At 66.6% G+C, this 23,666-nt stretch carries 17 protein-coding genes; 13 read left to right on the top strand and 4 right to left on the bottom strand.

The annotated features are described in order from the left end of the window. Positions 1–201: 201 nt before the first annotated feature. From AACX88_RS07925 to AACX88_RS07910, 4 genes are all read left to right on the top strand, one after another. Positions 202–1,458 (top strand): sensor histidine kinase, encoded by a 1,257-nt coding sequence (locus AACX88_RS07925; RefSeq protein ID WP_339392494.1) that lies wholly within the window; start codon positions 202–204, stop codon positions 1,456–1,458. Continuing rightward, a complete protein-coding gene (locus tag AACX88_RS07920) occupies positions 1,455–2,057 on the top strand; it encodes a response regulator (protein ID WP_339392493.1) in 603 nt (200 codons plus the stop codon). The genes AACX88_RS07925 and AACX88_RS07920 overlap by 4 nt, the downstream gene beginning before the upstream one ends. 67 nt (positions 2,058–2,124) lie before the next feature. Then, entirely contained in the window at positions 2,125–2,865 is a 741-nt protein-coding gene (locus AACX88_RS07915) for a B3/B4 domain-containing protein (RefSeq protein WP_339392492.1), read from the top strand. A 487-nt stretch (positions 2,866–3,352) separates the two neighbouring features. After that, positions 3,353–7,012: an efflux RND transporter permease subunit gene (locus AACX88_RS07910; RefSeq protein ID WP_422614420.1), complete on the top strand. Its 3,660-nt coding sequence runs from the start codon at positions 3,353–3,355 to the stop codon at positions 7,010–7,012. Between the two features lie 111 nt (positions 7,013–7,123). Here AACX88_RS07910 and AACX88_RS07905 read toward each other — a convergent pair whose 3' ends face one another. After that, positions 7,124–7,927, bottom strand: a complete 804-nt coding sequence (locus AACX88_RS07905; RefSeq protein ID WP_339392490.1) for a FadR/GntR family transcriptional regulator — start codon at positions 7,925–7,927, stop codon at positions 7,124–7,126. A 264-nt stretch (positions 7,928–8,191) separates the two neighbouring features. Here AACX88_RS07905 and AACX88_RS07900 point away from each other — a divergent pair, with 264 nt between their 5' ends. Continuing rightward, on the top strand, positions 8,192–9,451 hold the full coding sequence (locus AACX88_RS07900; RefSeq protein WP_339392489.1) for an alpha-hydroxy acid oxidase: 1,260 nt from the start codon (positions 8,192–8,194) through the stop codon (positions 9,449–9,451). A 148-nt stretch (positions 9,452–9,599) separates the two neighbouring features. On the opposite strand, the gene AACX88_RS07895 is transcribed toward AACX88_RS07900, so the two are convergent. Both AACX88_RS07895 and AACX88_RS07890 read right to left on the bottom strand, forming a co-directional pair. Further along, complete coding sequence (locus AACX88_RS07895) at positions 9,600–10,256, bottom strand: response regulator transcription factor (RefSeq protein WP_339392488.1); 657 nt, start codon at positions 10,254–10,256, stop codon at positions 9,600–9,602. Beyond that, positions 10,256–12,109, bottom strand: coding sequence for an ATP-binding protein (locus tag AACX88_RS07890; protein WP_339392487.1), 1,854 nt, complete (start codon positions 12,107–12,109; stop codon positions 10,256–10,258). Before AACX88_RS07890 ends, AACX88_RS07895 begins: the two co-directional genes overlap by 1 nt. Positions 12,110–12,272: 163 nt before the next feature. Here AACX88_RS07890 and AACX88_RS07885 point away from each other — a divergent pair, with 163 nt between their 5' ends. From AACX88_RS07885 to AACX88_RS07870, 4 genes are all read left to right on the top strand, one after another. Next, a complete protein-coding gene (locus AACX88_RS07885; protein WP_339392486.1) occupies positions 12,273–13,772 on the top strand; it encodes a CitMHS family transporter in 1,500 nt (499 codons plus the stop codon). Positions 13,773–13,784: 12 nt separating this feature from the next. Further along, positions 13,785–14,246, top strand: coding sequence for a universal stress protein (locus AACX88_RS07880; protein ID WP_339392485.1), 462 nt, complete (start codon positions 13,785–13,787; stop codon positions 14,244–14,246). Between the two features lie 315 nt (positions 14,247–14,561). Beyond that, the gene (locus tag AACX88_RS07875) at positions 14,562–15,611 is read left to right on the top strand and encodes a Fic family protein (protein ID WP_339392484.1); all 1,050 of its coding nucleotides are present in this window, start codon (positions 14,562–14,564) and stop codon (positions 15,609–15,611) included. Between the two features lie 32 nt (positions 15,612–15,643). Continuing rightward, positions 15,644–16,309, top strand: a complete 666-nt coding sequence (locus AACX88_RS07870; protein WP_339392483.1) for a hypothetical protein — start codon at positions 15,644–15,646, stop codon at positions 16,307–16,309. Between the two features lie 311 nt (positions 16,310–16,620). Here AACX88_RS07870 and AACX88_RS07865 read toward each other — a convergent pair whose 3' ends face one another. Beyond that, complete coding sequence (locus AACX88_RS07865) at positions 16,621–17,643, bottom strand: hypothetical protein (protein ID WP_339392482.1); 1,023 nt, start codon at positions 17,641–17,643, stop codon at positions 16,621–16,623. Positions 17,644–19,058: 1,415 nt separating this feature from the next. Between AACX88_RS07865 and dnaK the strand changes: the two genes are divergently transcribed. The 4 genes from dnaK (at position 19,059) to AACX88_RS07845 (ending at position 23,324) form a co-directional block, all read left to right on the top strand. Further along, on the top strand, positions 19,059–20,930 hold the full coding sequence (gene dnaK / locus AACX88_RS07860; RefSeq protein ID WP_339392481.1) for a molecular chaperone DnaK: 1,872 nt from the start codon (positions 19,059–19,061) through the stop codon (positions 20,928–20,930). Next, a complete protein-coding gene (locus tag AACX88_RS07855) occupies positions 20,930–21,601 on the top strand; it encodes a nucleotide exchange factor GrpE (RefSeq protein ID WP_339392480.1) in 672 nt (223 codons plus the stop codon). Before dnaK ends, AACX88_RS07855 begins: the two co-directional genes overlap by 1 nt. A 212-nt stretch (positions 21,602–21,813) precedes the next feature. Further along, positions 21,814–22,860, top strand: a complete 1,047-nt coding sequence (locus tag AACX88_RS07850) for a DnaJ C-terminal domain-containing protein (protein ID WP_339392479.1) — start codon at positions 21,814–21,816, stop codon at positions 22,858–22,860. 14 nt (positions 22,861–22,874) lie between these two features. Further along, on the top strand, positions 22,875–23,324 hold the full coding sequence (locus tag AACX88_RS07845) for a heat shock protein transcriptional repressor HspR (RefSeq protein WP_339392478.1): 450 nt from the start codon (positions 22,875–22,877) through the stop codon (positions 23,322–23,324). Positions 23,325–23,666: the final 342 nt, after the last annotated feature.

Below are 23,666 nucleotides of genomic sequence, written 5' to 3'. Positions count from 1 at the left end.
CCGAGCTCGTCGAGACGGCAGAACGTGGTCAGGTCAGGGCGAACGAAGGTAGCGTGATCCATGTCGAGGTCCTCAGGATGGGCAGTGTCAGAACTTCCATCCTCGGAGGGCCTCGACCCCTATCCAGCGACCGACGCGCCCAACCCGACTACACTCTCAGCTGCGAAGAGCCACAAAAGTCACGGGCTTAGGGTGGGGCGCATGAGCACTTTCCCCGGTGCCGCGGACCCCTCACGCGGCGCACGCCAGTTGGCCAGAGGCATCTCTGCCACCTGGTGGTACACGGTCATCGGAGTGATCGTCTACGAGGTCCTCGTCGTCACCGGCTGGGTGATCGTGTCGGCGAAGTCGGGCACCGCCGATTCGACGACGGCGATCCTCGGAACCGCCGGACTCGTGTGGGTGCTCTCGACGGCGTGGCTGCTGGCCTCCCACCGCCGCAGCGAAACCCCCGCCGCCGCCCCCTCCGACCCATCCCTCGCTGCCCCCACCTCGGCGCGCCCCGACCTCGCTCCCACGAGCACCGGAACCCCACCCTCGACACGCACCTGGATCGGCCTCGGGATCGCCCTGGCCTGCGGGGCCGCCCTCGGGATCGCCGCCGGCAGCTGCCTGCTCGGACTGCTGCCCGTCGTCCAGTCCTTCGTCCTCGTCAGCTGGCGGACCGCGGCGAAGCTGCGCCTCGCCGCGATCGCCGTCATCGTGCTCGTGTGCCTCGCGGTCTTCGACGCGGTCCAGGGGGTGAGCATCGCCGGCGACGACCGGTGGGTCCTCCTCCTCACGGTCCTCCTGCCCGTCGCGACCGCGAGCTCTCTGTGGTGGTGGGACGTCGTCGTCGTCCTCGACCGGGCGCGTGCCTCCGAGGCGAAGCTCGCCGCCACACAGGAGCGGCTGCGCGTGGCCGCCGACGTCCACGACCTCCACGGCCACCACCTCCAGATCATCGCCCTCCAGCTCGAACTCGCCGACCGCCTCGGCGACACCGATCCCGAGGCCGCCCGCGAACAGCTCCACGCCGCCCGCCTCAGCGTCGATGAGGCCCGGCAGGGCACCCGTGACCTCGCAGCCCGGTTCCGGTCCGTCCTGCTCAGCGACGAACTCGCCAACGTCCGCGACCTGCTCACCGCAGCCGGGATGACCGTCGATCTGCGCCACGACTCCGACGTCGACCTCGCCCCCGTCGACGAGCTCGGCCCCGTCATCCGCGAGACCGCGACGAACGCCATCCGCCACGGCGGCGGCACCCGGGCCCGGATCGCCCTGACCCGCAGGCCCGAAGGGTGGCGCTACGAGATCGTCAACGACCGCAGGCCGGGCGCCGAGGAGGGCACCGGCTCCGGGATCGAGGGCATCCGGCAGCGCATCGTCGCCGTCGGCGGCACGGTCGAGGTGCTCCGCGGTGAGGACTTCACCGTCGTCGTCACCATTCCCGCCCCGCCTCGGGGAGCTCGCCCGTGATCCGCGTGCTGCTCGCCGACGACGAGGGGATGATCCGCTCCGCGCTCGCCGCCCTGCTCAACCTCGAACCCGACATCGAGATCATCGCCCAGTGCGCCGACGGGCAGCAGGCGCTGACCGAGGCCGTCGCCCTGCGCCCGGATGTGTGCCTGCTCGACTTCGAGATGCCGGGCCTCGACGGCGTCGACGTCGCTGCTCGGCTGCGTCGGACCGTGCCCACCCGGTGCGTCATCGTCACCCGGCACGCCCGGCCCGGGGTGCTCCGGCGGGCGCTGGCGGCGGGCGTCGCCGGATTCCTGCCCAAGACCCGCGGCGCCGAGGAGGTCGCCGAGATCATCCGCCAGGTGGCAGGCGGTGCCCGCTACATCGACCCCGAGGTCGCCGCCGACGCGCTGAGCGTCGACCGGCCGCCGCTGACGAGCCGTGAGCTCGACGTCCTGCGGGCAGGCCGCCGGGGTGAGACGACGGGTCAGATAGCCCGGTCGCTGTCGTTGGCGCCGGGCACCGTGCGCAACCACATCTCCGCGATCCTCGCGAAGCTCTCCGTGTCCACGCGGCAGCAGGCCGTCATCCTCGCCGAGGAGCACGGATGGATCTGAACTTGGTCCGCATTCTCCGTCCGCCGTTGGACCGGTGCGCGTCCGCTCGTGCCCTCGACGATGGGCAGTGTCCCCGTCAACCGGAGAGAAAGGCCCGCTGACCATGCTCGTCGTCCACTCCAGTGAGATCTGGCAGACCCATCCGACTCTCGTCGCCGGCATCCTCTACGCCCACGGCATCGACGCGTCCGCCGAGGTTGGTGACCGCCTCCGACCCCACCGGGAGGCCGCATGCCGGAGGCTCGAATCCCGCTCGGTCAGCGATCTGCCCGAGATCCGCGCCTGGCGCCGCGGCTTCGCCGCGATGGGCCTCAAACCCACCCAGTACCGCTGCGCGTCGGAGGCCCTGCTGCGCCGGCTCGGCAAGGACGGGCACCTGCCGCGGATCCACCCGCTCATCGACCTGTGCAATCACGTCTCCGCCAGGTACGCGATCCCCGTCGGCGTCTTCGACCGCGACTTCGTCGCCGGTGACATGCACATCCGTGAAGCCGTCGGCGACGAGGAGCACGTGACCTTCGGCGGCAGCGTCGAGCATCCTGCTCCCGGCGAGGTGGTCTTCGCCGACGACGCCGGTCGCGTGCACTCGAGGCGGTGGACCAACCGTCAGGGCGCCCACGCGGCGGTGAGGGCGAGCACGCAGCGCGGCCTCATCGTCGTCGAGGCCCTCCACCAGGGCGCCGTCACCGACGTCGGAGCCGTGATGGAGACCCTGAGACAGGAGATCTCCGCGATCTGGGGCACCGAACCCCACTCCCACCTCGTCCTCGGACCCAACCACCCGATCCGTTGGGAGGAGATGGGATGAGACTCCGCACTCCGCGCCCCCGGCCGCCCCCGACTCGGCAGAACTGCCGCGGACGACCCGATGCCGCAGAACTGCGTCACAGGCCCCGATGTCCGGCAACCGACCCCGCAGCTCCGTCCTCGCATCCGTCCCCTCCCATCCCCGCATCCCCAACCCTGCATCCGGAGCCCCCATTCCCGGACCAGGAGCATTTCCGCAGGTCGAAGACGGGGGATAACACCCCTGTGGACCTGCCCGACCGTCTCTAGGATCGAACCATGAGCATCCCCCGTGAAGCCGCTGAATATCCCCCGCATGGGGGAGGCGAAGCACAACCTTCGGGGGACGCGCGAAGCCGTTCGGACTGAAAGACTGATCTGCGGCCGCAGCTCTCGCTGCGGTAGCCGACTACGACCACTGACCCTCGGTCGCGATCCCGTGCGCCCGAAGACCGTCGACGCCCCGTCGACGCTCAGACCCGGAGGAACCCGTGTCCCAGCTGACCAGGATGAGTCTGAAGAACCGCATCATCGTCGGACTCCTCACCCTCGTGATCGCCGTCTTCGGCGTCGTCGCCACCACCTCGCTCAACCAGGAGACGATGCCCTCGGTCGACCTGCCCGGAACCACCGTGCAGGCGACCATCCCCGGCGCCTCGCCCGACGTCGTCGAGGAGACGGTGACGAAGCCGCTCGAGACCGCGCTCGACTCCGTCGGCGACCTCGAATCGGTGCAGACGACCACCTCGGCGGGGATGATGACCGCCTCGGTGACCTGGCCGTTCGGCAAGGACTCCGAGAAGATGACGGACACCGTGCGCACCGCGGTCGACGGGGCGAAGGCGAACCTCCCCGAGGGCGCCGAGGTCGAGGTCCTGTCCCAGCAGATCGACGACTTCCCCGTCGTCATGGTCGCCGTCTCCGGCAGCGACCCCCAGACGCTGGGCGACCGGCTCGAAGCCGACCTCGTACCCAAACTCCAAGCCGTCGAAGGCGTGGCCAGCGTCGACGTCACCGGTCAGACCGAGCAGCGGGTCAACATCGCCTTCCGGGCCAAGGACGTCAACGACAAAGGCGTCGTGACGACCTCGGTGCCCGATGAGCTCAAAGCCGCAGGCACGGTCGTGCCCGCCGGCCAGAGTTCGACCGGCGACACCTCGATGGCCGTCGAGGTCGGCACCCCGGTCGATGCCGTCGAGCAGATCGAGAACACCCCGCTGCGGACCGCCGACGGCACGGTGCTGCTGAAGGACGTCGCCGATGTCTCCCTCGATGCGATCGAGAAGACCTCGATCTCCCGGGCCGGCGGCAAGGACGCTGTCACGGTGTCCGTGGTCAAGGGCCAGGACGACAACGTCGTCGAGGTCTCGAACAAGGTCGGCGAGGTGCTCGCGGCCTCGAAGTCGAGCCTCGGATCCGACGTCGAGTTCACGACGATCTTCGACCAGGCCCCGGAGATCGAGAAGTCGATCAAGGACCTCTCCGTCGAAGGTGGCCTCGGACTCCTCTTCGCCGTCCTCGTCATCCTCGCCTTCCTCGGCTCGTTCCGGTCGACGATCGTCGCCGCGATCTCGATCCCGATGTCGCTGCTCATCGCGATGATCGGGCTCATGGTCGGCGACTACACGCTCAACATCCTCACCCTCGGAGCCCTGACGATCGCCGTCGGCCGCGTCGTCGACGACTCGATCGTCGTCATCGAGAACATCCGCAGACGGCAGGGCACGAGCGAGCTCACGGTCGAGGACATCGTCGCCTCGGTGCGTCAGGTGGCCGGGGCGATCACCGCCTCGACGCTGACGACCGTGGCCGTCTTCCTCCCCATCGCCTTCGTCGACGGCATCGCCGGTCAGCTCTTCCGGCCCTTCTCCGTCACCGTCACCCTCGCCCTGCTCGCCTCACTCGTCGTCGCGCTGACCATCGTGCCCGTCTTCAGCTACTGGGTGCTGCGACGCAGCCCGAAGCCGCTCTCACCCAAACGGCAGCTCGCCGCCGATGAGCGCTACGAAGCGTGGATCGAGCGGCAGGAGGCGAAGTCGGCCAAGCGTGCCGAACGTCGTCAGGCGAAGATCGAGAAGAAGAACGCGAAGCGGGCGGAGAAGGGCAAGGAGCCCCTGCCCGATGCGCAGGTCGTGCCCGCGCCGCGGCCCATGCCCGGCGACGGCGAGGCTTCGGACCGGATCGACCGGCTCCAGCAGCGGGGACTGCCCGCTATCCTCGCGGCCCTGCGCCACCCGTGGCGGACCATCGCGTTCTCCGTGGTCGTCTTCATCGTCACGATGATGCTCGCGAGCTTCCTCAAGACCGACCTGCTCGGTTCGGCCGCACAGAACTCGCTCTACATCTCCCAGACCCTGCCCGCGGGCGCATCGCTGGAGGCCAGTGACAACGCTGCGAAGAAGGTCGAAGAGGTCCTCGGCGCCGACGGGGACGTCGACACGTACTCCTCGACGATCAACGGCCCCGAATCGGGAGCGGAGAACAGCTTCAACGTCACCCTCGCCGAGGACTCCGACGGGGCGGCCGCGATCACCCGGATCCGCAGCCAGCTCGAGGGCCTCGGTGAGGATGCCGGGGAGATCGAAGTCCAGGGCGCCGGCAGCGGCGGCAACGAGGACGTCGAGATCAAACTCTCCGGCTCCGACCTCGGCGCCCTGCGGAAGGCCGCGGATGCGGTGACGGCGAAGATGAGCGAGACGACGGGGGTGACGAACGCCCGCAACGACCTCGCCTCCGACCAGCCGATCATCCAGGTCGACGTCGATCGGAAGAAGGCCGCCGACTACGGCTACAGCCAGGCCGAGCTCGGGCAGGCGATCGGCGCGGCGCTGCGCGGCACCGAGGCGGGCAAGGTCACCCTCGAGGGCAAGGAGCGCGACATCTTCATCGCGCCCACGAACCCCGACGCCACCCCCGATGAGATCCGGGCGCTCGAACTGCCCGTCACCGAGGTGCAGACGAAGAACGCGCAGGAGGACGCGACCGACCGGATCAAGGAGGAGACCGACCGGCGCACCGCACAGGCCAAGCGCAAGGCCGACGACGAGGCCGCCGATGCGCTCAAGTCCGCCCGCGAGGCCCGCGACAATGCCGCCGACCAGCTCGAAGAGGCCAGGCAGGCGCTGCGCGACGTGCAGAACCCGCCTCCGCCGAAGACCCCCGGGCAGATGCGTCAGGATGCGATCGATCAGGCCGAAGAGGGAGTCGCCGCCGCGGAGAAGGGTCTGCGCGAGGCCAACCAGGCCATCGACGACCTCATCGACGGCCAGTCCGAGCAGCGTCGGACGCAGGCCGAGGACGAGCGCCTCGCCGATGAGCAGGAGGCGATCCCCGACCTCAAGGGCGACCCGATCACGGTCGACGAGGTCGCCGAGGTCAAGGAGACGAAGACCCCGGCGACGATCACCCGCGAGGACGGCAAACGTCAGGTCACGGTGTTCGCGACCCCGGCCGAAGGTCAGCTCAACGCCGTCACCGCCGCCGCCTCACAGCTGACGGGGTCGATGGATCTGCCTTCAGGTGTGAGCTTCGACGTCGGCGGTGCCAGTGCCGAACAGGCCGAGTCGTTCTCCCAGCTCGGCTGGGCGATGCTCGTGGCGATCGCGCTCGTCTTCCTCGTCATGATCGCGACGTTCCGCAGCTTCGTGCAGCCGCTCATCCTGCTCGTGTCGATCCCCTTCGCCGCGACCGGTGCGGTCCTGCTCCTGCTGGCCACCGGCATTCCGCTGGGCATCCCCTCGCTCATCGGTCTGCTCATGCTCATCGGCATCGTCGTGACCAACGCGATCGTGCTCATCGACCTCATCAACAAACTCCGCGACCACGGCATGGGACTCGACGACGCGATCGTCCACGGCACCCGCCTGCGCCTGCGTCCGATCCTCATGACGGCCGCGGCGACGGTGTTCGCCCTCGTGCCGATGTCGCTCGGCCTCACCGGCGGAGGAGTGTTCATCTCCCAGCCGCTGGCGGTCGTCGTCATCGGCGGTCTGACCTCCTCGACCGTGCTCACCCTCATCCTCGTGCCCACCCTCTACCTCCTCGTCGAACGGCGCAAGGAGCGGAATGCCGCCCGCCGAGCGGAGAAGAGGGCCAGGAAGCAGGAGGCCGAGGAGGCGAGGATCGAGGAGGAGACCGCCGAGGTGACCGGACGTCACGCAGCCGAGTGAACTCCCAGCCCGGTCGGTGGCTGCCCGGCCGGGCGGTGCCTGCCTGGCGGTGCCTGGCCGGATCGTGCCGGCGAGACAGTCCGCTGTCGGGGCTCCGCCTCGGCGACGGTCTCAGAGGTCGGTGAGGGCAGGCAGTGCCTCGGCGGCGGTGTGGATGTGCTCCTCGGTCAGCTGAGCTGCCCGGGCTCCGTCGCCGGCGGCGATCGCATCCCGGATCGCGTGGTGCTGCTTCTGCAGGGCGGCCATGAGCGCGGCGGGATCGTCGACGTCGCGGAAGGCTGCGAGGATCGGGCGGCGCAGGGAGTTGCGGATCGCTCCCGTGAGGTCGGAGAAGAGCTGATTGCCGGTGGCTTGGGCGATCGCGACGTGGAAGGCCGTGTCGGCGTCGTTGAAGACCTCGAGGCTGATGCCGGGGGTGTCCATGATCGCCAGCGAGGCGTTGAGCTGGGCGAGGGCGTCCTCGGTGACCCGCGCCGAGGCGAGTGCCGCACTCGAGCGCTCGAGCTGGACGCGCGTCTCGATGACCTCGCCGACGCTGAAGTTCGCGAGCGCCACGTGGAGGCGGAGGACGCGGGTGAGGGCTTCGCTGGGCAGGGAGGCGATGAACGTGCCGGCGCCGCGTCCCGATCCGCCGCTCGAGCGGATGACGCCGAGGCTCTCGAGCACCCGCAGGGCCTCCCGTACGCTCGCGCGACTGACGCCGAGCTTCGAGGCGAGCTCCCGTTCGGCCGGCAGGGGATCGCCGACGGTGAGCGTGCCGGACATGATCTGCTCCTCGATCGCGTCGATGACGAGCTCATGCGTGCTCGGGCGGCTCACCGGCGTCCACTCGGGGCGGGCTGTGGCAGCGCCTGCGGCCGTGCTCGAGCGGGCAGCGTGCGCGGCAGTTCCGGTGCTGTCTGCGTTCTCGCTCATGCCTGTCCTCTTCTCGTCCGACCGCGGCGGTGGTCCTCCCGCGGCGTCGTTCCTGCCGCCGCGCGATCATTCCCACGGCACTGCTTCTGCCGCCGCGATCTGCGGCGAAGCCTTGACGCGGTCTCGGTGCGGTCCTATGCTCAGATTAATGGTCTGACCTCATAGATGTCATACAGTACCGAACGATCGGGCTGGATTCGACAGGGGGGGACCGTCAGCCCCACAGCTGTGCACAGCCGCACCGATGAGCAAGGAGTCACATCCATGGTGAGAAGGCAGATCCCGAAGCCCGCGGAGATCTTCGAGCTGATGAAGTTCAAGAAGCTCGAACTCGATCCCAAGAAGCGCCGCCTCGAATCGGCGCTGACGATCGAGGATCTGCGTCGGATCGCGAAGCGGCGGACACCGGCTGCGGCATTCGACTACACCGACGGCGCGGCCGAGGGCGAGATCTCGATGACCCGCTCCGTCCAGGCGTTCGAGGACATCGAATTCCACCCCTCCATCCTCAACGACGTCTCCCATGTCGACACGACGACGCAGATCCTCGGCGGCAGTTCGTCGATGCCCTTCGGCATCGCCCCGACCGGCTTCACCCGGCTCATGCAGACCGAGGGCGAGATCGCCGGAGCTTCCGCGGCCGGTGCCGCGGGCATCCCCTTCACGCTCTCGACGCTGGGGACGACCGCGATCGAGGACGTCAAGGCCGCGAACCCCTACGGCCGGAACTGGTTCCAGCTCTACGTCATGCGTGAGCGGGAGGTCTCCTACGGACTCGTCGAACGTGCGGCGGAAGCCGGCTTCGACTCCCTCTTCTTCACCGTCGACACTCCCGTGGGAGGGGCGCGCCTGCGCGACAGCCGCAACGGCTTCTCGATCCCGCCGCAGCTCAGTGCCAAGACCGTGCTCAACGCGATCCCGCGCCCCTGGTGGTGGTGGGACTTCCTCACCACGGCGAAGCTCGAATTCGCCTCGCTCTCGGAGACCGGGGGCACCGTCGGCGAGCTCATCAACTCCGCGATGGATCCGACGATCGACTTCGACGACCTCGCGACGATCCGGAAGATGTGGCCGGGGAAGTTCGCGGTCAAGGGCGTCCAGACCCTCGACGATGCGAAGAGGCTCGCCGATCTCGGCGTCGACGCGATCGTCCTGTCCAACCACGGCGGGCGCCAGCTCGACCGGGCCCCCGTGCCCTTCGAACTGCTTCCATCGGTGGCCCGGGAGGTCGGCGACGACGTCGAGATCATCCTCGACACCGGCATCCGCAACGGCGCCGACATCGTCGCCTCGCTCGCCCTCGGCGCTGACTTCACGCTCATCGGCCGTGCCTACCTCTACGGCCTCATGGCCGGCGGCCGCGAAGGTGTGGACCGGACGATCGAGATCCTCCGAGATCAGATCGAGCGGACGATGAAGCTGCTCCAGGTCTCGACGATCGCCGAACTCGAACCGGGCCACGTCACCCAGCTCAGCCGCTTCACCCGCGCGGACCGCGCCTCGATCGAGGACCTCGGACGCTGAGCCGCAGCTGAGCCCGGCGCCCGCCGAACCCGGCCTCCCGGCCCACCGGGGGACTCAAACGTGGAGGATCCGCGTCGACATCACGCCGAATGTCGACGCGGATCCTCCACGCTTGGGTCGTTCTGCCCCGATCAGTTCGCCGAGGCGGTCACCCCGTCTGGTAGAGGTGCTCGGGCCGTCCCGTGCTCCCGTACTGCAGGGTGACGGTGACGGCTCGGGATTCGGCGAGCTTCGCGAGGTGCCGCTGCGCGGTCGCGCGGGAGGCACCGACCGCCTCGGCGATCTCCACCGCCGTCATGGGCTGCTTCGCCGCGGACAGGGCGTCGAGGATGCGCGCCGTCGTCGTCGACCCCGACGCCGGTGCCGATCCGGTGCCGGGGGAGGAGACGTCGTGGAGGCTGCGCAGCAGTCGGTCGAGGTCGGCCTGCGCCACCTTCTCCTTCTCCCAGTAGCGCCGGTAGCGGGCGTAGCGGCGGAGGAAGCCGTGGAGGTGCTCGGCGGTGAACGGCTTGACGATGTAGGTCAGCGCCCCCGCGCGGAGCGCCGAACGGACGATGTGCGGATCGGATACGGCGGAGAGCACCGCGGCATCGACGTTCGTCTCGCGGATGAGGTCGACGCCGGTGCCCTCGGGCAGGACGTAGTCGGCGAGCAGCAGGTCGACGTCCTCCTCGGCGAGGATCGTTCGGGCCGTGCGCAGGTCCTGGACCGGATCGAGCGCCCGGAAGCCGGGCACGTCGTTGACGTACTTGCAGTGGATCTGGCCGACGTAGAAATCGTCGTCGAGCACGAGCACATTGACCATCAGTGCTCTCCTTCCTCTCGGGTGGTGCGATCCGGTGCGTTCATCGGGGTCGTGTCGTCGATGACGTCGGGGAGGAGGACGCCGAAGCTCGCTCCGCCGAGCTCGGGGTCGTGACCGCTGTTCAGCCACACCCGGCCCCCGTGTCGGTGGGCGACCCGCCGGCACAGGGCGAGACCGAGGCCGTGACCATGGACGGGGTCCGCGCCGGGACTTGCGCCTGAGTCCGAGTCCGATTCTGTGCCATCGCCTCCGCCCGTGCTCGCTTCGTCGGCGCCTTCACCGTTGGCGGCCGAATTCGCCTGCTCACCGCTGAAGCCCTCGTCGAAGATCCGCTCGGCATCGGCGGCGGCGATGCCGGCGCCGGTGTCGGTGACGAGCGCGTGGAGTTCGGGCCCCGAGCTGAGCAGGGAGACCTCGACGACCTCGGCGGCGTCGACTCCCTCGTGGCCTTCGGGCCCTCCGCGGGTGTCGAGGCGACGACGGACGACGGCGCGCACGGCGTTGTCGATGAGGTTGCCGAGGACGAGGGTGACGTCCTCGGGGTCGCGCACGCTGCCGACGACGAGGGAGTCGGGGGCGATCCTCAGGGTCACTCCCGCCTCGGCGGCGGTCGTTCCCTTCGCCTCGAGCAGGGCCCGCAGGTACGGGTCGGTGATCGCCTCGATGCCTTCGACGGGTGCGGCGAGGGGACCGGTGCCGAGGATCGACTCGAGGTAGGTGCTCGCCTCCTCGGTCGCTCCGGTGCCGACGAGGCCGAGCACGGTGTGGAGGCGGTTGGCGAACTCGTGGCGTTGGGCGCGCAGGGCCTCGGCCATCGTCGTCACCGATTCGAGCTGGCGGGCCATCGTGAGCATCGTCGTCTCGTCGCGCAGTGTGACGACACCGCCGACAGACACCCCGTCGCGGCGCACCCGCACGGCCGTGGCGAGCAGGATCCGGTCACCGACGCTCACCCGGCGGCGCAGGGCCCCACGCTCGGGCGCTTCGGCCATCATCGTGCGGATCGATTCGGGGATGTCGTCGATCGCCGTCTGCCGCCGTGCGGCCGTGGGGTCGGTCGAGTCGGTGCGGGCCGCCTCGGCGAGGAGATCCTTCGCGGCGGCATTGCTCAGGGTCAGCTGCCCGTCGGAGTCGAAGCCGAGGACCCCGTCGTCGAGTCCGCGGAGGACCGCACCCTGATCGCGGGCCATCTCCGCGAGCTCCTCGGGGCCGATGCCCAGGGTCTCGCGGCGCAGCCTGCGGCCGAGCGCGATCGAGGCGAGGATCCCGATGCCGAGGGCGAGGACGGCGACGGACCCGAGGGCGATGAACTCGCGGCGGAGGTCGGCGTTGAGCACGGAGGTGTGGATGCCCACGGACACCTCGCCGACGACGGAGCCGTCGCCGGTGGACGAGTAGACGGGCACCTTCGCCCGCACCGTGCTGCCGAGGGTTCCCACCTCCTGGCTGACCTCCTCACGACCGGAGAGCGCCACATCGGGGGAGGTGGAGACCTTCTTGCCGATGAGCGCGGGATTGGGGTGAGTGAGCCGGATCCCCTGGTCGTCGGTGATGACGACGAACTCGATGCCCGACCGGCGCCTGAGTTCGTCGGCGACGACGCGCAGGGGGTCGGTCACCTCGGCGGGCGGCATCGGTTCGGGGGACTCCGAGGCGATCGTCGAGCCGCGGCGGACCTCCGGTGAGGAGGCGAGGGCACGGGCGGTGGCCAGCGCTTCGGTCTCGCTGACATCGGTCACGGTGCGCGCCGCCATCCACGCGAACACCCCGGTGACCAGGGCCAAGGTCACGATGATGACCGCGAGCTGGCTGAGCAGGACACGGCGGGAGAAGGCTCGAGACGAGCGGAACACGTCTCCACAGTAGCCAGTGATGAGCAGAATGAGCAAAAGTGGCAGAACGGGCAGAACGCGATCAGTGCACACAAACGCGCGCCGACGGCAGTGCGGGGCCTAGCGTGTATCCCGCCTCACATGTGTGTATCGCGCATCACAAACGTCTTCGAAGGAGAAGTCCGTGCTCGTCATCCTCGGCTTCGCGATGATCGTCGTCTTCATGACGCTGATCATGACCAAGCGACTCTCGCCGATCCTCGCGCTCATCATCGTTCCGACCATCTTCGGTCTCTTCGCCGGGGCCGGTCTCGGCATCGGCGACATGGTCATGGAGGCGATCGCCTCGATGTCCTCGACGGCGGCGCTGCTGCTGTTCGCGATCATCTACTTCGGCATCATGATCGACGTCGGACTCTTCGACAAGCTCGTCGAATTCATCCTCCGGGTCGCCGGCAACGACCCGGTCAAGGTCGTCCTCGGCACCGCGCTGCTCACCGGTGCCGTCTCCCTCGACGGCGACGGGTCGACGACGTTCATCGTCGTCACCGCCGCGATGCTGCCGATCTATCAGCGCCTCGAGATGTCCCCGGTGGTGCTCACCTGCGTGGCCGGTCTCATCAACGGCACGCTCAACATCGTCCCGTGGGGCGGGCCGACGGCGAGGGCCTCCTCGGCGCTGCAGATCGATGCGAACGAGATCTTCGCGCCCATGGTTCCCGCGCTCGCCGCGGGCCTGCTCGTGTGCTTCGTCTTCGCGTACTTCCTCGGCCTCTCCGAACGCCGCCGGCTGGCGAAGAACGGGGTCGCATGGGTCGAGGACCGCACGAAGGGCTTCGGGAAGCGGCGCGAACTCGTCGGTGCCGTGGCGCGGACTGCTTCCGGCGCCGGCTCGACGGGCACCGGAATTGGCTCGACCGGCACCGGCACCGGCGCCGGCTCCGGCGGCGCCGGTGCGCAGACCTCCGTCGGCGGACCCGATGACGGTGCCGATGAGGACCCTGCGGCCGCCTCGGCGGGATCCTCCCTGACCGACACCGCACTCGACCCCAACCGCCCGACTCTGCGGCCGAAGCTCTTCTGGTTCAACCTCGCCCTCACCCTTGTCGTCATGGTCATGCTCGTCCTCGACGTGCTGCCACTGCCGTACCTGTTCATGATCGCGATGGTCGTAGCCCTCATGGTCAACTTCCCGAAGATCAAGGATCAGCAGGCGGAGCTGGCCTCCCATGCCTCGGCGATCATCGCTGTCGTCGCCATGGTCATGGCCGCGGGCGTCCTCACGGGCATCATGAGCGGCACGGGCATGGTCGATGCGATGGCCGCGTGGCTCGTCGACGTCATCCCGTCGTCGATGGGGCCGTACATGGCCGTCATCACCGGTCTGCTCTCGATCCCGATGACGTTCTTCATGAGCAACGATGCGTTCTACTTCGGGATCCTGCCGGTGCTCACGGAGACCGCCGCGCACTACGGCATCTCCGCCGCCGACATGGCCCGTGCTTCGATCACCGGCCAGCCCGTGCACATGCAGTCCCCGCTGGTCCCGGCGATCCTCCTGCTCGTCTCCCTCGCCGGCGTCGATCTGGGCGACCACCACAAGAAGGTGCTGTGGCGGGCGCTGCTCGTCTCGCTCGTCATGCTCACCGTCGGCGTCCTCATCGGCGTCATCGCGATCGGATAGGGGGCGTCCGTCATGACCGATCTCTACTCCTCACCGCGTGACCGTCGTCCCGTGCCGTCCCCGCAGGTGGCAGCCTCGGAGAACCTCGCCGAGGCGGAGCGCACCGTCGTCCTTGCCCTGCGCCTCGATGCGCCTCCGGCCGTGCTCGACACCGCGCTGCGCATGGCCCGTTTCGAGGACGCGGCGCTGCGGGTCGTCGTCTTCGCCTCCGACAGTCCCGCGGGTCCGCTCGACCATGACCCGGCCCAGACCGCGGCCATGGTCGGTCAGCTCGCCGAGGCGGGCGTCGAGTTCGAAGTCCTCCGCGCCGAGGCGGACGTCGCCTCCCAGGTCCTCGATCTCGCCGAGGAGTGGGCGGCTGAACTCATCGTCCTCTCGACCAGGCGGCGCTCGGCGGTGATGAAGCTGCTGCTCGGCTCGAGCGTCCAGCGCGTCATCCTCGAAGCGACGTGCCCGGTGCTGGTGGTGAAGTAGGGGACGGCTGCGGGGCGATTCGCGCCTCCGTTGCACCGCAGGCGCGGACTCAGGAGCGGCCGAGTCAACTGCGCGCAGAACTCATAAACAACACCTTCCGATTTTATGAGAAACTTACACAACTCATAACTTTCAAGGGTGGTGTTTATGGACTCCGGGACGACCGCGACAGGCGGCAACGACGTTCCATCATGGCCTGCTCTCGGTTCCGAGTTCCGAGATTGGGTGTCGCGTGCTGGGTTCGGTCCTGCTGCGACGATCGGCGGGGGAATTCGGAGATACGAGGCCTCGGTTCCACCGCTGATCTCGGACCTTATGCCGAAGGTGAATCCTGAGTTGGCGGCAGATGCCGAAGAGGCGACTCGGGAGCTGAGTCGTCTAGACGCCGAACTCGGATCACACTTCGCAGGGTTCGCACCCGTGCTGCTGCGCTCGGAGGCGGCGTCGTCGTCCCAGATCGAGAACCTCACAGCGAGTGCACGCGCAATATTCTCTGCGGAGCTCGGCGCTCGCCCTGGCAGCAATGCCGAACTGATCGTGGCGAACACTCGGGCGCTGGTCTCTGCTCTGCGTGACTCAGGAGAAGTCTCGGCAGAATCGATTCTGAGGATTCACCGCGTGCTGATGGCGCCTCAGGAGCGACATACTCCAGGCGAGTTCAGGACCGAACAGGTGTGGATCGGCAGTCGTTCGGACACTCCGGTGGGTGCGGAGTTCGTGCCGCCGCACTCCGAGCGGGTTGCCGACCTCCTCGAGGATCTGTCGACCTTCTGCGCGCGAGTGGACATTCCACCTATGGTGGTGACAGCGATCGCGCACGCGCAGTTCGAAACCATCCACCCTTTCACGGACGGCAACGGACGAACCGGGCGGGCGATAGTGCAGGCGATGCTGCGGCGAAGAGGGATCACCAGAAACGTCGCTGTTCCAGTGTCCGCAGGGCTTCTGGCGGATGTCGCTCGGTACCATCGAGCATTGACCGAGTATCGCAAAGGCAACGTCGATCCCATCATTCGGATCTTCGTGGACGCGACGTTCAGAGCAGTCGACAACAGCACTCAACTGGTGTCGGACCTGCAGAGGATTCGGCGAGGTTGGGACTCGAAGCTCACGGTCAGGCGAAACTCGAATGCTTGGCGACTTCTCGATGTCCTCGTTGAGCAGCCGGTGCTGAATTCAGCCGCTGCAGCAGAGGCGTTGGGGGTCGCTCAGCCGAATATCTATCCGCCCTTGAAAGCGCTGGCCGATGCCGGGATCGTGACATCGAAGGCAGAGCACAAGCGGGGCCCGTTCTGGCGCAGCGACGAGATCCTTGCAGCCATCGATGCGTTCGCCGAGCGAGCTGGTCGCCGGCAGACTACGTAGGCCGTGTCAGTGGTCGCTGAGACGATCGGTCCATGATCGTCGTCTCCATCATTGCCCTAGCGATTTCGGCCGGTTCCCTGCTTTTCACGGCTTGGGCTGCGAGGACTGCTGCCAAACAGGCGGCATCCGCCGCCGCCCAGACTGCAGTCCAAATGGAGCAAGTCGCGGCTGCTCGGGAACAGACGCAGCTGCAGCGAGAGATTGCTCGCGACGCAGCACAGCCATATGTGTGGGCGGATATTCAGCCTGACATGCAGCAGGGGACTGCGATGCAGCTCGTCGTGGGAAACAGTGGGCCCACGGTCGCACAGAACGTCAGAATCACTGTGGACCCGCAGTTGCCGAGCAGCGAGTCTCATGCCGAGAAGGTGTTGAGGACTCAGGAGGTCCTTTCCGAGGGTTTGAAGTCCCTTGCGCCCGGAAGGACGATTCGGTGGCAGCTCGGCAACGGCCATGAACTGTTGGCCAGTGAGGCTCCGCAGCTCCGTACCCTGAGAGTCGATGCCGACGGCCCGTTCGGTGCATTGCCTGCTATGGAGATCGAGATCGATATCTCTCAGATCAGATTGTCCAGAGATGCACCTGACGGATCGCTTCATCACGTACGAAGCTCGATCAAAGATCTCACGAAGGCCGTCAGAGACATCGACAGCACTTTGAACCGCGTGGCAGACGAGGGCAGGAGTGGGCTTTCGTAGTTGCGGAATTCCACTGGGTCTGCCGATTCGTCCCTGCCACAGAAGTGCGCAGATCCGACAATTGAATCGGTTTCGAACCAGTTGCAGACCAGATTCGGGCACCGACTCTGGGTCGTCTCCTGCCCGTCAGGGACTGAAGAAGCTGGCCGAGGATTTTCTGAAGACGCCGGTCTCGTTGCCGACACAGGGGCAAGCCACCAGATTGATGGCTGAGATTTTAGTGGTTCTTGGAACGATAGTGACTTTCTGTCTGAGACCTGTCGCGCTCGTAAAGTTTTGATATCCGCAGTTGCGTTAGTGGCTGGTGATGCTCAACGACGGTCGAAGAACCTACGAATAGGGCCGCGTGGGGTAGGCGAGAGCTCAATAAACGATCGCGCGCTTAAGCCAAACTCCAGCTCGGAAAGGTGCTTCATGACGTGATGGCCAGCTTGGGCGAGTGTCGCGGGGTCATTGAACAAGTGGCGAGGCAGCCGGCCAATTGACGATGTGTAGGGTTCTCCGGCGAGAGTTTCCAACGATGTCAGAGATTCGACCGCGGAATGGGGGTTGTCGATTAGGAACGGCCAGTATTCGGTGACAACGCCGGAGTAATTTTGGACGAAGTTGGCGGGGTCCGTGTAGGAGGCAACTCCGAAAGTGTGGAGGAGTGTCCGGTAGGCGATGCGTTCGTCGCTGTCTTCGTCAATTCGGCACGGGGATGTGCTGAATGGGCCGCGACGCCACTCAACTTCCGCGGGGACACAAGGGACCTCCAATGCGGCGAGTGCAGCGAGACGGTGGTTGCCGTTGCCGTGGATGCGGAATATGTCACCGAGGGGTGATGTGTATCCGTCGACGTTGATGCGTAAGACTCCATCTTGGGAGATCGAACCGTCCGCACCAATTCCGAGCAGGGTGTGGAGTCCGCGTTCTTCGCCGTGTTCTCTGGCGATGCGCCGAGCAAATTCTGCGATACCGGTGATGCGGTCAGGGGATAGGCCACGTTGGGGTTGATGGGCAAAGTGGGCGCGGTCGCTCGCGTCATGGATGAATGATTGTGTTCCAGGCTCCTTTAGGAGCACTCTGTTGGGGTTGACCCAACACCATTCGACATCCTGTTGAGGCATTCCCGCATGTGGTTGTCCGAATGTTTCATCAGGCAGGTACGGCCGTGGGCGGGAAGCGAATTGTGTGATTCTTTCCGTGAGCTCGTCGATGTCTGGCGTTTCAAGTTGCTGGAGGTGCCGGACGAGGAAGGCGTGAGCGATTGGTGCAAGGTGTGAGGAAGCTGCGATGGCTCCTCCGCTGTGCAGGCTGATACGAACCTGATCAACGTGATTTCTGTCGGGCATCAAGTGATCCTAGTGTTTGTCACTGTGAGTGTAGCTTGTGATCCAGGAGCTTCACGGTCCTGTTCCTGTGTTATACAAGGCTGGGCGGTGGTCGCGGCGAAATTCTGTCGGCGCGGGTGGACTCTGGAAGTGTCATGGTCTCATGGGCTGAACGTCGTTGCCGCGGGGTTTTCGCGAGTTTCCGTCCAGATTTCGTCCGAGAGAAGTTTCCATTCGGTGTTGAGATTGTGGAGCGGGATTTGTGCGGTGAGATGTTCTCTTTCCGTTGGTCTCCCATCAATATGGATAAGCGCCTCGTACGGTTGGGAAGTGTGGCCACTCTCGTTTATTGACGAGTAGGCCCCCGTCGGTGAGCAGAACTGTTGTCCACCCCGTAGTGATCGTGGGTGTGCTGGTTGAGGGCCATCCAGGGATGAGTTCGAAAATCCATGCGACGGGCAATTGCAAGTGAGTCGTCAGTGAAGGGACTGAATTGCCCCGGGTTTCGCAGAGACTCCTTATCTTGGTTTACTCAGCAGTCGCGGGTTCTGCGCGGACTAGTTGCTCTCTTCCGAATGGACGGATCCCCAATTGCAGCCAGCTCTGTCTGGGCAAGCGTCATTTCTGGGTGTACCAGCGGTTCCAATTCGTCGCGCAGTTTTGAGTGGAGGAAGTGTGCTCGTCGGCTGACGGCGATGAACCAGAGGTTGCGCATCAGAACGGGATCTGCGCCTGACCATACTACGTTGCTCCAGCCTTTCGCCCGCATAAGCGGGCGGACCACGAGAACTGCTCCTGTACCCGTTTGTCGGAGAGTCTGGTTGCTGGGTTCGCATCGACGAGTGTGTTGCTGCCGTTGCTGTGTTCGAGTTGTATGTCGAGGACGTGTCTGCGCAGGTGGGCACCGTCTTGTTCTTGGAGGTGGAACGGCTGCGTTGCGATTCGTGTGGTGTTGGGGGCGAAGTCTGCGAGCCAGAGCCAATCGAGTTCGAGGAGGCTCTCGTGCATGGCGGTCCTGTGAGTGGCCGTGAGCTAGAACACACCGGGGAAATTTCTCTGCCTGATAAAACGGAGGACGACGCACAGGTTCTTCGCTGATCACTTCTTGAGGGCAGATCAGTCCGAGGGTGGTCGATACGAGCTCGGTGTCGCATGCTGGTAGGAAGCGCACCACTCGGAACGCATCTTAAAGGACCTTCGAAAAAATTCTTCAGGAGCGGAATAAACCCCCGCTCCACAAAGTTGAGTCTGGTGTACGCAACTTTTATGAGGCGGGGATTGACGATCTCGGCCGCGAAGAGAATACTTGAGTCCATCAGACTCAATGCGGGCGACGGTCCGACGAGACGACTCCGGGAGGCAGCTCCCGGTGGCACCTCTCAGGCCGACCGCGCGCATTCAGCCCGAGCCGACTCTCACAGATAAGGAGAAACGATATGGCACGTGCAGTTGGAATCGACCTCGGAACCACGAACTCCGTCGTCGCAGTCCTCGAAGGCGGCGACCCCAAGGTCATCGCGAACATGGAAGGCGGTCGCACGACCCCGTCCGTCGTCGCAGTCAACAAGAACGGGGACTCCCTGGTCGGCGAGATCGCCAAGCGCCAGGCTGTCACCAACGTGAAGAACACCGTGGCGTCCGTCAAGCGCCACATGGGCACCGACTGGAACACCGAGATCGGCGGCAAGACGCTGACCGCTCCCGAGGTCTCCGCCCGCATCCTCCAGAAGCTCAAGCACGACGCCGAGGAGTACCTGCAGGAGAAGGTCACCGACGCGGTCATCACCGTCCCTGCCTACTTCAACGACGCCGAGCGTCAGGCCACGAAGGACGCCGGTGAGATCGCCGGCCTCAACGTCCTGCGCATCATCAACGAGCCCACCGCTGCGGCCCTGGCCTACGGCCTCGAACGCGGCAAGGAAGACGAGCTCATCCTCGTCTTCGACCTCGGCGGCGGCACCTTCGACGTCTCGCTGCTCGAAGTCGGCAAGGACGACGACGGCTTCTCGACCATTCAGGTCCGTGCGACCTCCGGCGACAACCGCCTCGGCGGCGACGACTGGGATCAGCGGATCGTCGATTGGCTGGTTGAGCAGGTCAAGAACAACTACGGCGTGGACCTGACCAAGGACTCCACGGCGATGCAGCGTCTCAAGGAGGCCGCTGAGCAGGCGAAGAAGGAGCTCTCGTCCGCGACGAGCACCAACATCTCCCTGCAGTACCTGTCGATGAGCGAGAACGGTCCGATCCACCTCGACGAGACCCTCACCCGGGCGAAGTTCGAGGATCTGACCAAGGACCTCCTCGAGCGGACCAAGGCCCCGTTCCACGCTGTGATGAAGGACGCAGGCGTGTCCGTCAAGGACATCGACCACGTCGTCCTCGTCGGCGGTTCGACCCGTATGCCCGGCGTCACCCAGGTCGTCACCGAGCTCACCGGAGGCAAGGAGCCCAACAAGGGCGTCAACCCCGATGAGGTCGTCGCGATCGGCGCCGCCGTGCAGGCCGGTGTGCTCATGGGCGAACGCAAGGACGTCCTCCTCATCGACGTCACCCCGCTCTCGCTCGGACTCGAGACCAAGGGCGGCGTGATGACGAAGCTCATCGAACGCAACACCCCGATCCCGACCAAGCGCTCGGAGACGTTCACCACGGCTGAGGACAATCAGCCCTCGGTGTCGATCCAGGTGTTCCAGGGTGAGCGCGAGTTCACTCGGGACAACAAGAACCTCGGCACCTTCGAGCTGACCGGCATCGCGCCGGCTCCGCGCGGAGTGCCGCAGATCGAGGTCGCCTTCGACATCGACGCCAACGGCATCGTCCACGTCTCGGCCACCGACAAGGGCACAGGCAAGGAGCAGTCGATGACGATCACCGGCGGCTCGGCCCTGCCCAAGGAGGACATCGAGCGCATGGTCCGTGAGGCCGAGGAGCACGCGGAGGAGGACAAGAAGCGCCGTGAGGCAGCCGATGTCCGCAACAACGCGGAGAACCTCGCCTACCAGACCCAGAAGCTGCTCGACGACAACGCCGACAAGCTGCCTGAGGAACTGAAGTCGGAGATGCAGGCCGACGTCGACGCCGTCAAGAAGGCTCTCGAGGGCGAAGACGACGACGCCGTGAAGAAGGCTTTCGACACGCTCACCGAGAAGCAGCAGAAGATCGGCGAGGCGATCTACGCCCAGCAGGACGCCGGCGCCGCCGGTGCCTCTGACCAGGCCGGCGCCTCCGATGCCGGCACCGGTGCCGACGACGATGTCGTCGATGCCGAGGTCGTCGACGATGATGAGGACGGGGAGAAGAAGTAATGACGACCGAGGGCAACGATCCGTCGTCCGAGGAGCCGCGCTTCACCTTCCATGACAAGCGCCGGGTCGACCCCGACACCGGTGAGCTTCGTCCCGAGGCCGACGCCCAGTCGGCCGCGGGGGCCGGTGAAGGCGCCGACACCGAGGAGGTGCTGGCCGACGCCAGCGACCTCGGTGTCGACATCCCGGCCGATGCCTCCACGCTGGACGACACCGAGGCGGCCACCGAGCCGGGTGCGGCCGAGCCCGCGCCCGGGTCGGAGGCGGCCGCCCACCTCGCCGATCTCAAGCGGATCAACGCGGAGTACGCTGCCTACCGCATGCGTGCCGACCGCGAACGCGAGCGGGCAGCCGCGGGCGGAACGATCAAGGCCGTCGAGGCCCTGGTCCCCGTCCTCGACGAGGTGCGTCTGGCGCAGGAGAACGGCGACGTGACCGGGCCCTTCGAGGCCCACGTGAACAAGCTGCTCGACGCCCTGGCCAAGGTCGGCGTCGAACAGTACGGCGCCGTCGGCGACGAGTTCGACCCTCGCCTGCATGAGGCTCTCATGCAGCAGCCGTCGAACGATGTCGAGGTGCCGACGGTCTTCATGGTCATGCAGCCGGGCTACCGCATGGGTGATCGCATCATCCGCGCGGCCCGCGTCGGCGTGCAGCAGCCCGAGGACTGAGCATCCCGACCCCGCCGAGGTGACACCCAGCCCCAGCGTCCGGACACGGACGCTGGGAGCGGGGCGGCCGCCTCGGCGACGGTCCGGAATCTCCGGGAGGACAGCTTTCGGAGGTTGCGGATTGTGAGTGGACAGATGAGCAGAACGATGACAGAGCCGGTGCCGGCAGGCAGCGGCGAGCAGAACAGGACAAGGAAGAAGGGAGGTGCCAGATGAGTACCGGACCTCAGAATGATTGGTTCGAGAAGGACTTCTACAAGACCCTCGGCGTCTCCAAGGACGCCACGGACTCCGAGATCAAGAAGGCCTACCGCAAGCTCGCGCGGAAGTACCATCCGGACGCGAATCCGGGCGACGCCGAGGCGGAGGCCAAGTTCAAGGAGATCGGACAGGCCCACCAGGTGCTGTCGAACAAGGAGTCGCGCGAGCAGTACGACCAGGTGCGCGCGATGGGCAGCGGTGCCCGGTTCAGCGCGGGCGCCGGCGGCGCCGGTGGCGGAGGCGGCTTCGACGACGTGTTCTCCGACCTCTTCGGAGGCGGCGGGCGCACCCGGACCCGGACGACGTACTCCGGCGGCGGTTTCGGCGGATCCGGCGGCTACGGAGACGTGCCGCCCGACCTCGCCGATCTGCTGGGCGGATTCGGCGGCGGTGCCTCCTACGGCGGCTACGGCGACAGTGGCTTCGGCGGCTATTCGCCTCCGGTCAAGGGCGGGGACATCAAGTCCTCGACGAACCTCAGCTTCACCGAGGCGGCCAACGGCGCCTCGGTCAAACTGAAGATGCCCAACGGCAAGCCGCTGACGGTGCGCACCCCGATCGGGGTCAAGGACGGGCAGAAGATCCGTCTGGCCGGCAAGGGCAAGGCCAGCCCGAACGGCGGCGAGCCCGGAGACGTCATCCTCACCGTCAACGTCAAACCGCACCCGGTGTTCACCCGGGACGGCGACAACCTGCGCATCGACCTGCCGGTGAGCTTCGACGAGGCGGCACTCGGCGCCGAGGTCAAGGTGCCCACGCTCGGCGGTCAGCCCGTCAAGGTCAAGATCCCCGCGGGCACGCCCTCGGGCAGGACCCTGCGGGTGCGCGGCAAGGGCGTGCAGACGAAGAAGGGCACGGGCGATCTGCTCGTGACCGTGGAGATCGTCGCACCGAAGAACCTGTCGAAGGAAGCCAAGGAAGCGGTCGAGGCGTACAAGGCGGCGACCGAGGACGAGGATCCGCGGGCCGGCCTGCTCGATCGGGCCAAGACGAGCTGAGGCGGCGCATTCGTATGCAGTTCTCTCAGAGCGCGGCCCTCTACGTCATCTCGGTGGCGGCGGAGCTTGCGGGCATGCACCCGCAGACCCTGCGCCAGTACGACAGGATGGGCCTTGTCATCCCGCAGCGCACGGCCGGCAAAGGCCGACGCTATTCGGGTCGCGACATCGCGAAGCTGCGCCTGATCCAGCATCTCTCCCAGGACGAGGGGGTCAACCTCGTGGGGATCAAGAAGATCATGGAGATGCAGAACCAGATCGACGCACTGAGGAACCGGAACCAGGAGCTCGAGGAGGAAGTCCTCGCGCAGGCGGAGGAACGCGAACGCGATGCGCGCGTGTTCGCCGCCGGCTCCGGAGGCGATGTCGTCTCGATCGCCCGGGGCCGGCGCCCCAAGGTCAAAGCCGAATCCCCGACCGGCGCCGTCGTGCTCTACGACGACTTCCGCGCCCGGAGGGTGTGAGCGGGTCGGCAGTTGGCGGGCGGCCGGTTGCCTGATAGTGGTCGCCCGGCTGTTGGCGGCCGGTTGCCTACTGGCGGTCGACTCTCGGTTGAGCTCACTTGAGTCTGTGGGGCACAGTTCACGAACTGTGCCCCACAGACTCAAGTGGGCTCGACTTGTTTTCGGCGGCGGCACACACGCACTCGGCTCGACGCGAGGGCTGCGGCGTTCCACCTCGGCGGGCGGCAGTGTTTGCAAGGTGAGATACAGGTCTCGAAACATGGACGAAACTCGCCCGTCACGGACCGAAACAATCGGCTGTCAGGATGGGCGATGTTGAGTCCGGACGACGACCGAGGAGCC

The sequence above is a fragment of the Brevibacterium metallidurans genome (genome assembly GCF_037101285.1).
In the GTDB taxonomy this organism is placed as follows: domain Bacteria; phylum Actinomycetota; class Actinomycetes; order Actinomycetales; family Brevibacteriaceae; genus Brevibacterium; species Brevibacterium metallidurans.
This window is presented reverse-complemented; position numbering and strand designations above follow the sequence as displayed.